The organism is Streptomyces gamaensis, assembly GCF_042656465.1.
Classification (GTDB): domain Bacteria; phylum Actinomycetota; class Actinomycetes; order Streptomycetales; family Streptomycetaceae; genus Streptomyces; species Streptomyces gamaensis.
Genome location: NZ_JBHSPB010000011.1, coordinates 52,500 through 65,152 on the forward strand (window position 1 = coordinate 52,500; position 12,653 = coordinate 65,152).

Genomic DNA, 12,653 nt, shown 5'->3' on the forward strand with positions numbered 1-12,653 from the left:
ACGGCTACTCCTCCTTCTCCGGGCGGGCGTTGGCGATGCCGTCGGTCAGCCCGGTCATACGGCGGCGGATCTCGTCGGGGTCGGGCCGGGGGGCGGAACCCTGCCCCGTACCGCCGCCGTTGTCGATGCTCCCGGCACGGGGCCGGCGCTGCCGGATGGGCAGCCCGGACCGGGTGGCGGGCTCACCGGGCGCCGGGGCGTCGGACGCGGGACGGTTGTGCGGTGCGCCGTGCGGTGCGCCGTGCGGCGGCGGGCCCGGGGTACCGGGGGCGGCCTGCCCGCCGGGGGCGTTCTGCTGCGGGTGCGTCTGCGGCTGCGCCGCGAACGGGCCACCAGGGCCGGCCTGTTGGCCGGATCCGGGCACCGGGGGTACCTGTCGGCCGCCCGGACCGTCCTGCGGCGGAATCTCCGGGCTACCGGCAGCGGCCTGCCGGCGAGAGCCCGGCCCGGCCGGTCCGCCGGTAGCGGACTGCTGCGGCGGCGACCCGAACGGGCCGTCAGGTCCGGCCTGTTGGCCGGGCGGCGGTGGGGGCGGCGCCTGCGGAGTGCCGGATGGGCCGGCCTGTCCGCCGGGAGCGGGCGCGGGCGGCAGCGACGCCCCGCCCGTACCACCCGGTCGTGGGTGCGGGACGAACGTACCAGCGGGTCCGGCCGGACCAGCCGTACCACCCGGGCGCGGGTGCGGGACGAACGGACCAGCGGGGGCGCCCGGTCCGGCCGGTCGGCCGGTGGCATCCGCAGGCGGCACCGGCGGGACAAACGGACCACCGGGAGCGTCCTGTTGGTCGGCCGCGGGCGCAGGTGGCATCAGGGGGCCGTCCGTGACCCCGGCTCGCGGGGTCGCCGGGACGCCGCCCGGAACGGCCCGCTGCCGGGGCAGTGGTGCACGCCCGTCCGTGGTCGACTGCGGCTCCCCGAGGATCGACTTCGGCAGGATCACCGTGGCCACGACCCCGGACGGCGCGTTCGCGGACAGCCGTACGTCCACGCCGTGCTTGCGCGCCAGGGCGCTGACGACGTGCAGACCCATCGCCTCCCCCTCCCCGAGGCCGTCCCGGCCACTGGTACGGCGCTGCAGCACCGCGTTGGCCTCGGCGAGCTGCTCGGAGCTCATACCGATCCCCGTGTCCCGGATCTCCAGCAGCAGCCGCTCGTCCGGCATCAGCTGTCCGCTGACGATCACCCAGGTGTCCGGGCTGGAGAACGACGCGGCGTTGTCGAGGAGTTCGGCGACGAGGTGCACGAGGTCGTCCGCCGCGTAGCCGACGACTCCCGTGTGCGGGACGGCCTGGCAGGTGACGCGCTGGTACTCCTCGATCTCCGAGGCCGCCGTGCGCAGCAGCGTCAGCAGCCCGGTCGTCTCGCGCCGTTCCGCGGTGATCTCCGCACCGGCCAGGACGAGGAGGTTCTCGCTGTTGCGGCGGATCTGCGTGGCCAGGTGGTCGAGCTGGAACAGGTGGGACAGCCCGTCGGGGGACTGCTCGCGTCCCTCCAGCTCGGTGATGACCGCCAACTGCCGCTGCACGAGGCTCTGGTTGCGCCGCGAGAGGTTCTGGAAGAGCCGGTTGACCTCGGCGCGCAGCTCGGCCTGTTCCCGGGCCAGCCGGACGGCCTCCAGGTAGACGCGGTCGAAGGCGCGGGCGACATCCCCGACCTCGTCGTTGGTGCGGGGGTCGAGGACCTTGCCCTCCAGTACGGCCGGCAGCTCGGCGCCGCCGCGCGACAAGCGGCGCGTGACCTCGGGCAGATGCACGTCGGCGACTTCGGTCGCCGAACGGCGCAGCCAGCCAAGGCCCCGTACCAGGTGCCGGGAGGTCGCCACGACGAGCGCCGTGGCGAGCAGCAGCACCAGGGCGGCCAGCACCGCGTCGGTGATCATCTGCTCGTGGGCCATGTCCTTCTGGTGCAGCGCACCGGCCAGGACCCGGCTCTCCACGTCCTTCTGAAGCCGCGTCAGCGCCTCGCTGGTCCGCGTCAGATCCGCGTACCAGGTGCCGGGCAGCATCTTCTTGAGGTCGACCCGGCCGGTCGCGGTACCGAGCGCCTGGATCGCGACGGTGAGGTCCCGCGCGGAGGACTCGCCGTTGACCCGCTGGAAGGCCGCGGCCTCCGCCGGCTTGGCGTACAGGCCGAACTCCATGCCCGTGATGTCACGGACGAGCTGCGAGGAGAGGATGTTGCCCTGCTGCCCCGGGTTGAGCGTGCCGGAGCGCTCGGCACTGGCGAGCACCGCGCGCTGGCTGGTGACCATGGCGTTGTTCAGGGCGATCGTGTACAGGGTCCAGCCCGCGCCCCGGGCGTCCTCGCCGAGGCCGCCGACCTGGTTGTAGAGGCTGGCGATGGAGACGATGACGCCGCCGTAGCCGTGCTCCACCTCGGCGGGCGCGCCGCCCGCGTCGGCGAGCGCGCGCAGCTTCGTGAGCGTGTCGATGCCGGTGGCGGTGACCTTGCGCTGCCGCTCCATGTCGGCGTCGCCCGGCAACGCGCCGAGTTCCTTGAGGAATTGACGGGCCTTCGCGTCCGTGGCGGCCCGCCCCTTGGCGTCGGAGCCGGCGGCGTCCCCGCGCGCCCGTGGGTCGACCGCCAGATCCCGCTCGTTCGCGAGCGCCGCGATGAGCGAGGTGCCCGTACGGCTCGCCTTCGCGATGAGCTCCGTGCCCCGGTACTGCTCGGCCCGGTCCCAGGCGTCCTTCACCCGCAGCCCGGAGAAGCCCAGCGCGGCCAGCAGGGGGACGAGGACGACGACCAGCATGCGGGTCGGCACGCGAAGGTCGGCGAGAACGCGCTTGCGCCACGGCAGCGGCGGGCGGGGGCCGGCTCGGTTCACGGGAGACCTTGACTTCCGGGCGGGGAATCGGGCGGTTGCAGGTTAGCTGTCTGGTGTAGACCTTTTGTCCGGCCAAAGGGGGATTCTGTGCCGCCGAAAGTTGACTCGGCCCCGTGTACGGAGGTTGCGGCCCGCTGCCGTGCGGAACATTCGGCAGATCCGAGGTGAGCGGTCAGTGATGAGCGGTCAGCGATGAGCGGTGAGCGGGAGGAGCCCGACATGCCCCTGGCGGACGCCGAAGCCGCGGTCCTGATCGTCGGTGGCGGGCCGGTCGGCCTCACCGCCCGGGCCCTGCTGGACCGCTGGGGCGTACGGACACTGCTCGTCGAGAAACACGGTGAGCTGTCCCCGTTCCCACGCTCCCGGCTGGTCAACGTGCGCTCGATGGAGATCTTCCACCAGCTCGGGCTCGCCACCGGGATCAGGGCCCGCGCGTTCGCGCCGAGGTACGGCCGCATCCGCTTCCGCGACGCCCTGTGCGGCCACGACTTCGCCACGGCGGCGATGGCCGGCGTCAATGCTCCGGTCCCCGAGAGTCCCGAAACCGGCCTGGTCACCTCGCAGGACCGGCTGGAACCCGTCCTGCTCGCGGCGACGGCGGCAACGGACGCACCCGTACGCTTCGGCACCGAGCTCACCGTCCTGGCCGAGGAGACCGACAGCGTCGTCGCCACGCTCGTCGACCGCCGCAGCGGCGACGAGACGCGCGTACGCGCCCGATACGTACTCGCCGCCGACGGCGCGAACTCCACCGTCCGGAACCTGCTGGGCATCGGTACCACGGGCCCCGGGGCGATGGGACGCTTCACCACCGTCGTGTTCGACGCCGACCTGGGCCGCTGGTGCGACCGGTATCCCGCCGGGGTCTACTTCACCGCGCACGGCCTGTTCGGCCCGCTCTACCCCGAAGGCGGCTGGGCCTGGTTCGTCCCCACACCCGAGGACGGCGGCCCCGCCGACTGGACCGACCTCCTCTCACGAGCGCTCGACCCCAGCGGTACGGTACGGGCCCGCGTGCTGCGGGTGGAGCACTGGGTGATGAACGCGTTCGTCGCCGAACGTTTCCGCCACGGCCGGATCCTGCTGGCCGGCGACGCCGCGCACGGGCTCCCCATCATCGGCGGCCTGGGCATGAACGCCGGCGTCGCCGACGCGCACAACCTGTGCTGGAAACTGGCGGGCGTCCTCCACGGGTGGGCCGGACCGCCCCTGCTGGACACCTACGAGCCGGAACGACAGCCCGTCGCCCACCGCACCCTCCGCCAAGCGGTCGCCAACACCCGGCTCCTCCTCCAGGTGCAGCAGCGGCGCCGCGAGCACCTGCGGGCCGGCGGGGTACCCTCGGACCACATCGAACTGCCCTGGTCCGAGCGGTTCTTCGCCCAACTCGGCCTCGTGCTAGGCGTCGCCTACGACTCCGGCGCCGTCCTCCCCGACGACAGCCCCCCACCGCCCGAGCCGTCCGACACGAGCACGGACTACGTCCCCACCGCCCGCCCGGGCCACCGCATGCCGCACCTCTGGCTCACACGGGAACGCTCCACGCTCGATGCCGTGGGCGAGTGGTTCACGCTGCTGACTCCGGATCCTGCGTACTGGACGCAACACACCGCCTCACGATGGCCGTTGCACGTCGAACTCCTCCCCGGCGAGCACACCGACCGCTGCGGCCTCGGCTCCCGAGGGGCACTGCTGATCCGCCCCGACGGCCACATCGCCGCCCGCTGGCACAACAACCCACCGACCGAAACCGCCCTTCGGCAGGCCCTCGCCACGATCACCGGGACGGTGCCCGTGTGAAACCGGCTCAGGTTTCCGGCGGTGCCTCCTCGGATTCCTGGGCCTTGATCAGGACTCCGCGGTCGTCCAGGACTACGCGCCAGCAGAGGAGGGCAGCACGGTTGTGGTGGCCGAGTGATCCCGGGCTGTGAGGCAACGGCCAGCGGCCGGGCGGGTGTTGCGGAAGACTGCGGAGGAAGACGCCTGGTTGACGGGGGCAGTCGGAACAGATCTCAGGTGCGCTCGCTACCCTCGGGCACTCCAGGGAGCAGCGGGGCCGGTGAGGAGAACGCGCATGGAGAGCGCGGCGGAAGCGGATCTGCAGCTGTGCACGCGGGTGCTGGCTGCGTTCGGCCTGCCCACTCCGGAGGTGGTACGGCCGATCCCCGAGGGTCTGATGAACCGCAACTGGGACGTCCGCACCGCTGGCGGGGCTCGGTACATGCTGAAGGAGGTCCTGGACGTCGGCCCGGACGCCGCCCGGCGCCAGCACGCCGCGACGAAGGCTCTGGCCGCAGCCGGCCTGCCGGTCCCAGCCCCATTGCCGACGCCCCGGGGGGACACCCTCGCCGTCGTCGATGGTCGCCCGTACGCGCTCACCCGCTGGGCGCCGGGCGAAATGCTGCCCGCCCGCTCGTGGAGCTTGGTACAGGCGGCCTCGGTGGGGGGCCTGCTGGCCGAGTTGCACGCCGAGCTGGCCACCGCCATGCCGCCCGCACCACATACCGTGCCGGTGACCGTCACGTCGTCGGACAAGGCGGCCGCCCGGATCGACGGCTACCGCCGGAAGGCTGCCGCCGGGAGTGACGCCTTCGATCGCGTGGTGGAGCGGGCGCTCGCCGAGCGCGAGAGGCTGCTGGCCGCATGGGCCGAGCAGCGGTCGGCCGCCGGTGAGCGCGGTCCGGCTGGCTGGTGTCGTCCTTGATCGGTTGGTGGTGCCGTAACCCCCGACAAGTGGAGGATGCCGTGACGCGAGGGTGAGCGGCTCCTCGCCGACGGCGGCCGCAGGCCCTCCCCACAGGCTCTATTGGCTCTGGTGGAGCTCAATGGCCTCCCTGCACCACGGAGGCAGGCGAAGGCGGGGCATCACGGCCGTGGGAAAGAAGTGCAGCATGATGCCCTCGGTGAGCGGAAGCGAGCGGGCGTCACCGTCCCACTGGCCGGTGTAGATGGCGATGGGGCCCTTGCCGGGGTGTTCGAGATTCTTCTGGTCGACTGTGGTGAAGGCCGTGAGCGGGACGGTCAGTCCGGTCTCTTCCCGGAGTTCGCGGGCGATGGCCGCATCGAGTGACTCGCCAGGGTCGGGTCGGCCTCCGACGGGGGCCCAGTAGCCGGGCCAGCAGATGCCGGGGATGTCGTCGCGGAGGTGGAGCAGGTACTCGCCCCGCCGGTTGGTGATCAGTGCGGAGACCCCGGTGCGGGGGGCGACGGCCTGTGCCGGGGGCTGGGTGTCGGTCATCTTTTCCCCTTTCCGGTGTCATCGTCCCTTCGGCGTGGTCGAGGACGGGACGATGACACGGTCCGACGGCCGTGTCCGTGAATACGGCCGCCGGTCGGGGGGCTGCGGGTCAGGCGGCTGCGGCTTCGCGACCGCGGCGGGTACGCCGGTGGAAGATCTCGTCGAAGGCCGTGCGGGCGCCGTCGGGGCGATGTAGTGCATGGCGAGCAGGGCGGCGATGACCGCGCCGACGAGGTCGTTCTGGACCTCCGTCCAGCCGTGGTCGTCGCCGCAGGTGGTCAGGCCCTTCAGACCGTGGAGGGCGTGCATGGCCTCACCGGCTTCCTCGGCGACCTTGCCGACCTGGAGGCTGGTCAGCTCGGCTTCGGGCAGGTGCTCACCGGCCTTGCGGCAGACGGCGGAGAGCTTGGTGATGTTGTCCCACAGGTTGTCCATGACGGTTCTCCCGTTCATGTGGTCCGGCCCCCAACGGCGGGGCCGGCGGAACTAGGGGTGGGTGGCGGGCCGGCCGAGCTGGCGTACGGTCCAGCCGGCGGCGCGCCAGGTGTCGGCGTCGATGATGTTGCGCAGGTCGACCATGACGGGCTGGGCGACGAAGGCGGCCAGACGACGGGGGTCGGCGTCGCGGAAGTGCTTCCATTCGGTGGCCAGCACGATCAGTTCGGCGTCCTTGACGGAGGTCTCCAGGTCCTGGTCGTAGTCGAGTTGGGGGTAGCGGGCGAGTGCGGTGGGCACCGCGTGGGGGTCGTGGACGGTGACCACGGCGTCGTGCTGCTGCATGAGGGTGGCGATGGCCAGGGCCGGGGATTCGCGGACGTCGTCGGTGCCGGCCTTGAACGAGGCGCCCCACACGGTGACCTTTGCCCCCGTGACGGGTCGGCCGAGGGTCTGCTCGACGAGGCGGAGGGCGGCGGCGGGGCGGGATTCGTTGACGTGCTCGGCGGCGTGCAGGAGCGCTGCGGCGTCCAGGGCGCCGAGGGCTTCGGCGGAGGCGGTGAAGGCACGGATGTCCTTGGGCAGGCATCCGCCGCCGTAGCCGGGGCCGGAGTTCAGGCCGCCGCGGCCGATGCGCGGGTCGAGGCCGATGGCTTCCGTGAGCTGGGTGATGTCCGCGCCGGCGGCGGCGCACATGTCGGCCACGCCGTTGATGAAGGAGATCTTCATGCCGAGGTAGGCGTTGGCGGCGCCCTTGATCAGCTCGGCGGTGGCGGGGTCCGTGACGTACAGGGGCACCTTGTTCTCCAGCAGCGGTGCGTAGACCTTGCGGACGACGTCCTCGGCGTGCGGAGAAGGAACACCGGCGACGATGCGGTCGGGTCGGAGCGTGTCGTCGATGGCGTGGCCCTCGCGCAGGAACTCGGGGTTCCAGACGACCTCGACGTCGCTTCCTGCGGGGGCGAGGCGGGCGACGAGGGCGGCGAGGGTGCGGGTGGTGCCGACGGTGACGGTGGATTTGCCGATGATGACGCAGGGCCGCCGCAGTTGCGGGGCCAGGGCGCGGGCGGCGCCGAAGACCTGGCCGGTGTCGTAGCTGCGGCCGTCGGCGTCGATGGGCGTGCCGACGGCGAGGAAGTGAACGTCGGCGAAGGCGGCGGCCTCGGTGATGTCGGTGGTGAAGCGCAGGCGGCCGGATGAGGTGTGGGTGGCCAGCAGCTCGGGCAGCCCGTCCTCGTAGATCGGGCACTGGCCGGCGTTGAGGCGGTCGATCTTGGTGTGGTCGAGGTCCACGCCGAGGACCTCGTGGCCGATCTCGGCCATCGCGGCGGCGTGCGGGATGCCCAGGTGGCCGCAGCCGATGACGGATACGCGCATGGTGCCGGCGCTCCTTTCCCCTTGGTCTCGTGTCTGGCCCGCCTGGCGGCCCGGGCCGGTTCGAAGGGCGCCACGCTAGCGCTCCCGAGCGGCCGGGACCGGCTTGGTGCAGGTAGGTCAGTTGGTGCTCTCCGTAAGGAGGTTGACGAGCTCCGGGAGTCCCTCCCCGGCGCTCTTGCGGCACACCAGGTCGCTGTCCTGCGGGCCTTCCAGCGGGTAGGGAAGGAACCGGTTGTCGTGTCGGAAGCCCTCGGGGTCGAGGAAGACGACCTGCATGCCGCGCTTCCGGGCGCGGGCCTGGACCTTGCGGCGGTCGGCGTGCAGCCCGACGACCAGAAGGGCCTTCGCGCCGTCGGCCCACTCGACGTCCGGTACGGCCTGGTCGTAGCGGCGCATGAAGCACTCCCCCAGCCCGGCCCTCGCGGCGAGGACATCGAAGTTGTGCGTGATGACCGGACCGACCAGGTGCCCGGCGTCCTGCAGTTCCTTCAGGGCTTGTATCGCGGGAGTCGGCTCGGCCAGGAAGCATGCCTTGAACATCTCAACGAGTTGCTCCGCCTTCTCCTCCGGCTGCTCGATGATCTCGGGCAGCAGCGGGTCGTCGGCCGGGGAGAGGGTGAAGCGGTGCTCGCGCGGCTCGTCGCCCTGCCGGTCGGTGACCCGGTAGATCTCGTGCAGCCGGTGCAGCGGCGGGATGCCGGCCTCCACGCTGGTGCCGCACCCGATCTCCACCTGGAACGGCAGGAAATCGGCCAGCCCCCCCAGGTCGGGGACCAAAGTCGGCGTGCCAGGCTGGTCCTTGACGCGGATGCCGGAGGCGAGGACGTCCCATGGAAGCTGCCGCACGGCGGGCGGCGGCGCATAGTCGGCGGAGGTGATGCGCACGTCCAGGCTCCGGTAGCCCACGGGCAGCGTGCGGCGCGCGGCCGCGTCCTGGGGATGCACGAGGTACGCGGTGATCCGGCACCGCAGGTCGCGGCGCGCCCAAACGGCCTCGCCGGGCTGCTGCTTCCAGCCGCCGGTCGCGAACGCGGCCTGGACGACGGCTTCGTGGTCCGCGATCTCGGCCGCGGGTGCGGACACCGACTGGTAGAGGTACAGGTCCCTCAGCCCGATCGCGGGTGCGGCGGCGGTCGGCACCAGACCGTACCGGTAGCGGTAGTGGATCACCCGGCGGCGGGCGTCGCTCTCACCGCTCCAGCCGGAGGGGCCTGCGGTGGCCTTCTCCTGGGTACGGCGCCAGATGCCTTCTTCGATGTACCGGGGCCGGTCGGCGTCGCCGAAGTAGGTCTTCCACGTTCGCAGCTGCTGCGGGGTGAGCTGATCCACGACGATGTACGGGATGTCCACGGGGTCCTCCCCTGCTGCCCACGACCGTTCACAGCCGGGGCGGGCTGTCGGTGGTCGCGCTGCCCGCTGCACCCGGTGGGCCTGCGCGCCTTGCTGATGCTGGAGTGTGGGCGAGGCCGGATGGGCGGAGGCAGGAGGCGTGGGCGTGGCGCTTTCGGCTGGCGGCAGGCGGGCGGAGAAGGGGGAGCGAAAGGGAGCGGATCACCGGGGGCGCTACCGGGCCGGGTTGCGGTGCCCTACTGTCGCCGGTGAGGGTTCCAGCGCAGACATTCCTGCGGAGGCCGCCATGCCGTCCGGTGCCGTTCCCCAGCACGAGCCACAGCCGGGCGAGAGCGCGTTCGCCTACTGGTTCCGCATCGCCGACTTCACCAAGAAGGGGCTGGCCACCGCCGTCACCCGGGAAGCACAGCGCGCCGGCTACCCGCAGGTGCGTCCCGATGGTTCGCGGGTACGGCGTTGGCTGGGCGGCGAGACGCCGCGCCCGCCCGTGCCCGAACTGCTGGCTGCCGTCTTCTCCGCGAAGATCGGCCGTCGGCTGACGGCAGCCGACCTCGGGCTGGCCGAAGCGGACCCCGACGACCTCACCCGCTTCCGCGGCCCCGCCGAACTCCTCGCCGACCTCGGCCACATGACCTCTGCCGAGCTCCTCAACAGCACCCAGCCCAGCCCTGAGCCCGGTCCACACGCCGGGCAGCAGGCGCGTCCGGCGATCCCGTACGAGCCCGAACGGCTCCTGCCTGCGCTGGACACATGGGCCTATGCCCCTTCCCACACCCTCCCCGGCGCCGATCGGGGCGGGTCCCGGCTCGGCGCCGGAGACGCTGCGCGGATTGCCGACTACACCCGCACATTCCGCCTGCTGGACAACCGCCACGGCGGCGGCAGCACCCTGCACTCCGCCACCGGCCAACTGGCCTGGGCCACCGGCCTCGTCCGCGACGGCCACTACACCGACGCCACCGGCCGGCTCCTCTTCCGCGAGCTCGCCGACCTCGCCGGCTGCGTCGGCTGGATGTCCCACGACGTCGCCCAGTGGCCCGCAGCCATCCGCTATCTCACCATGGCCGTCCACGCCGCACGCGAGAGCGGAGACCGTAACCTCACCGCCCACCTGCTGCAGTGCCTCGCCCGGATCTGGGGCTACCTCGGCCGACCCGACCTCGCCTCCGACTGCATCGCCCTCGCGTTGTACGGCACCCGCAATGACGCCCACCCCGTCCTGCGCGCCGGCCTCCACGCCCTGGCCGCCCGCTTCGCAGCCCTGCAGGGCGAGGCCCCAGAGGCCCTGCGCAGCGTCCGCCACGCCCAGGAAATCTTCCACGAGCACTCCGTCGAGGACCGGCCCGACTACATCGCCTACCTCGACCACGCCGAACTCAGCTCCACCCTCGGCGAAGTCCTGCTCTTCCTCTCCCGCACCAGTGGCCAACCCCAGCACGCCACCAGCGCCCTGGAACTGTTGAGCACCGCCGCCGCCGAACGCGACTGCGCCCGCGCCCGCTCCAGCGCCTTCGACGCCATCGCGCCCGCCCGCGCCCTCCTGGTCGTCGACGACCTCGAAGCCGCCTGCGCCACCGGTTTGCGCGCCATCCGCGTCGGCTCGCACGTCGAATCCGCCCGCGTCCGCCGCCGCTTCCTCGACCTCGCGCGCGAAGCCCGACCCCACGAGTCGGTGTCGGCCGTACGAGACCTCCGGGAACAGCTGCTCACTGCCGGGCAGCCGCGTGCCGCAGTTCCGTTGCCTCGTCGGCGGTGACGAGTGCGAGGAGCTGCGCGGCGGTGCGGGCGGACTCCTCGACCCATTGCCGGGTGCGTTCCGGGTGTTTGGTGGCGTCCGGGATGCCGTGGGTCAGCCGTCTGCCGACCGAGGCGATGAGGTCGGGATGCTGCTCGGCGGCAGCCGCCAGCAGGACGCCGAGGTGGCCGTACAGGGTGAGGGCCGTGCTCGCGAGCGATGCGGGGTAGGTGAGGGCTGTCGCCTCGGCGATGGTGGCCTTGATGGTGGCGATGTCGAGTGGGACGAGGCGGTCCGGGCCGTCGGCCGGGACCACCTCGTAGGTGTCGATGGGATCGGTCACCGGTCCGCTTCCTCGGGGCCCTGGTCCGGCAGCGGCATCGACGCCGTGAGGTCCCAGTAGAGCTCCATGTCCCGCTGGGGGTGCGGGTGTTCGTGCCCGGCCTCGTGCGAGGGCGCCGGCAGCGGTTCGGTACGGCGGCGCACGGCGAGCGGGGGCATGGCGGTGCCGGGGAATACGGGCATGGGTGTGCTCCTGCGGAGGGAGGGATGGCGGCGGGGGTGACTGTGGCCCGCCTGTGCGATCAGAATCCGGCGCTTGCCCGGGCCGTGCAAGGGCTCCTGAAAACCCCACGTCAAATGGCATATTCGAGGAACCGGGCTCTCGGCTGCGCGAGGTGGGCCGGTGGTGCCACAATCTTGACTCGTACCGCGACACGGCAGGCTCGGGGCTTCAGGAGGGGCACTCGTGGCAGCACCAACAGGGACCACACTTCGGCGCATGCAGCTCGGCTGGGAACTCAAACTCCTGCGTGAGAAGAGCGGATTCACCCTGGAGGGGGCCGTTGACGGGTTGACGTTCTCCGCCAGCAAGCTGGACCGAGTGGAGAGCGCACTCACGACCTTGCCGAAGGTCTCGGACCTGAAGGATCTCCTGGGGCGGTACGGCGTGACCGATGAGGAGGACGTCGAGTACCTGGCCGAGATCCACCGCGAGTCCCTCAACCGTGGTTGGTGGCGGCAGCCCCGGCTCACCATGCCCTCGGGCACGTCCATCTTCGCCGGACTGGAGCGACGGGCTCGATCGGTCCGAGTATGGCAACCCAGCGTTGTCTACGGCCTGTTGCAGACCGAACGCTATGCCCGGGAGCTGATGCAGGGGGCGAAGCCGGTGCTGCAAACCACCGCCGAACTGGTGCAGGGCACGACCGAGCTGCGCATGCAGTGGAAGAGAGCACTCACACGCGATGACGGTCCACTGGAGATGACCGTTGTCATGTGTGAGGCCGCATTGCGCCGAGTCGTGGGAAGCAAGGAACTGATGCTTGAGCAGTACGACGAGATCATCCGGCTTGCGAAGCTCGACAACGTGACCGTACAAATCCTGCCGATGGCCATCGCCACTTACCGGTCGAGCAGCAACTTCTCTCTGATTGACTACGGCAAGCCACTGCCTTCCATCGTTCAGGTGGACGAAGCTGGTGGAGCGGGCATGAGCGACGGGTACGGTCATCTCAGGTTGTTCAACCGCGTGTTTGATGCCCTGCGGGCAGGCGCACTCCCGCCGGGCGAAACGAAAGGCTTCCTGCAACGACTGGCGCAGGAGCTGAAGGCGCCATGAAGCGTCACCCAGGTGCCCTGGACATACTCCTGGAACCAATGTGGTTCAAGTCCTCGTACAGCGGCAACGA

General features: G+C 71.6%; 11 protein-coding genes. 4 read left to right on the plus strand and 7 right to left on the minus strand.

Features of this window, described 5'->3' with window-relative positions; all coding sequences use genetic code 11:
• Nucleotides 1–4 precede the first annotated feature (4 nt).
• Nucleotides 5–2,827 carry a sensor histidine kinase gene (locus tag ACFP1Z_RS18990; RefSeq protein WP_390317638.1) on the minus strand — a complete coding sequence of 941 codons (2,823 nt, stop codon included), beginning with the start codon at nt 2,825–2,827 and terminating at the stop codon, nt 5–7.
• A gap of 219 nt (nt 2,828–3,046) precedes the next feature.
• Here ACFP1Z_RS18990 and ACFP1Z_RS18995 point away from each other — a divergent pair, with 219 nt between their 5' ends.
• Nucleotides 3,047–4,627: an FAD-dependent monooxygenase gene (locus tag ACFP1Z_RS18995; protein WP_390317639.1), complete on the plus strand. Its 1,581-nt coding sequence runs from the start codon at nt 3,047–3,049 to the stop codon at nt 4,625–4,627.
• 274 nt (nt 4,628–4,901) lie between these two features.
• The gene (locus tag ACFP1Z_RS19000; protein ID WP_390317640.1) at nt 4,902–5,531 is read left to right on the plus strand and encodes a phosphotransferase; all 630 of its coding nucleotides are present in this window, start codon (nt 4,902–4,904) and stop codon (nt 5,529–5,531) included.
• A 99-nt stretch (nt 5,532–5,630) separates the two neighbouring features.
• On the opposite strand, the gene ACFP1Z_RS19005 is transcribed toward ACFP1Z_RS19000, so the two are convergent.
• From ACFP1Z_RS19005 to ACFP1Z_RS19020, 4 genes are all read right to left on the minus strand, one after another.
• Nucleotides 5,631–6,065, minus strand: a complete 435-nt coding sequence (locus ACFP1Z_RS19005; protein ID WP_390317641.1) for an NUDIX domain-containing protein — start codon at nt 6,063–6,065, stop codon at nt 5,631–5,633.
• Nucleotides 6,066–6,083: 18 nt separating this feature from the next.
• Nucleotides 6,084–6,500: a MazG-like family protein gene (locus ACFP1Z_RS19010; RefSeq protein WP_390317642.1), complete on the minus strand. Its 417-nt coding sequence runs from the start codon at nt 6,498–6,500 to the stop codon at nt 6,084–6,086.
• A 51-nt stretch (nt 6,501–6,551) separates the two neighbouring features.
• A complete protein-coding gene (locus tag ACFP1Z_RS19015) occupies nt 6,552–7,877 on the minus strand; it encodes a UDP-glucose dehydrogenase family protein (RefSeq protein ID WP_390317643.1) in 1,326 nt (441 codons plus the stop codon).
• A gap of 117 nt (nt 7,878–7,994) precedes the next feature.
• Nucleotides 7,995–9,227: a hypothetical protein gene (locus ACFP1Z_RS19020; protein WP_390317644.1), complete on the minus strand. Its 1,233-nt coding sequence runs from the start codon at nt 9,225–9,227 to the stop codon at nt 7,995–7,997.
• Nucleotides 9,228–9,513: 286 nt separating this feature from the next.
• Between ACFP1Z_RS19020 and ACFP1Z_RS19025 the strand changes: the two genes are divergently transcribed.
• Complete coding sequence (locus tag ACFP1Z_RS19025; RefSeq protein WP_390317645.1) at nt 9,514–10,983, plus strand: transcriptional regulator; 1,470 nt, start codon at nt 9,514–9,516, stop codon at nt 10,981–10,983.
• On the opposite strand, the gene ACFP1Z_RS19030 is transcribed toward ACFP1Z_RS19025, so the two are convergent.
• The gene (locus tag ACFP1Z_RS19030; protein ID WP_390317646.1) at nt 10,934–11,305 is read right to left on the minus strand and encodes a hypothetical protein; all 372 of its coding nucleotides are present in this window, start codon (nt 11,303–11,305) and stop codon (nt 10,934–10,936) included. The genes ACFP1Z_RS19025 and ACFP1Z_RS19030 overlap by 50 nt on opposite strands.
• Nucleotides 11,302–11,487, minus strand: coding sequence for a hypothetical protein (locus ACFP1Z_RS19035; RefSeq protein ID WP_390317647.1), 186 nt, complete (start codon nt 11,485–11,487; stop codon nt 11,302–11,304). Before ACFP1Z_RS19035 ends, ACFP1Z_RS19030 begins: the two co-directional genes overlap by 4 nt.
• Before the next feature lie 256 nt (nt 11,488–11,743).
• On the opposite strand from ACFP1Z_RS19035, the gene ACFP1Z_RS19040 reads away from it, so the two are divergent.
• On the plus strand, nt 11,744–12,583 hold the full coding sequence (locus tag ACFP1Z_RS19040; protein ID WP_390317648.1) for a helix-turn-helix domain-containing protein: 840 nt from the start codon (nt 11,744–11,746) through the stop codon (nt 12,581–12,583).
• Nucleotides 12,584–12,653: the final 70 nt, after the last annotated feature.

Bases quoted from the DNA above. Each gene is read 5' to 3' on its own strand.
- ACFP1Z_RS19010 (WP_390317642.1), bottom strand. From the start codon at position 6,500: ATGGACAACCTGTGGGACAACATCACCAAGCTCTCCGCCGTCTGCCGC.
- ACFP1Z_RS19025 (WP_390317645.1), top strand. From the start codon at position 9,514: ATGCCGTCCGGTGCCGTTCCCCAGCACGAGCCACAGCCGGGCGAGAGC.
- ACFP1Z_RS19005 (WP_390317641.1), bottom strand. From the start codon at position 6,065: ATGACCGACACCCAGCCCCCGGCACAGGCCGTCGCCCCCCGCACCGGG.
- ACFP1Z_RS19040 (WP_390317648.1), top strand. From the start codon at position 11,744: ATGCAGCTCGGCTGGGAACTCAAACTCCTGCGTGAGAAGAGCGGATTC.
- ACFP1Z_RS19015 (WP_390317643.1), bottom strand. From the start codon at position 7,877: ATGCGCGTATCCGTCATCGGCTGCGGCCACCTGGGCATCCCGCACGCC.
- ACFP1Z_RS18995 (WP_390317639.1), top strand. From the start codon at position 3,047: ATGCCCCTGGCGGACGCCGAAGCCGCGGTCCTGATCGTCGGTGGCGGG.
- ACFP1Z_RS19035 (WP_390317647.1), bottom strand. From the start codon at position 11,487: ATGCCCGTATTCCCCGGCACCGCCATGCCCCCGCTCGCCGTGCGCCGC.
- ACFP1Z_RS19000 (WP_390317640.1), top strand. From the start codon at position 4,902: ATGGAGAGCGCGGCGGAAGCGGATCTGCAGCTGTGCACGCGGGTGCTG.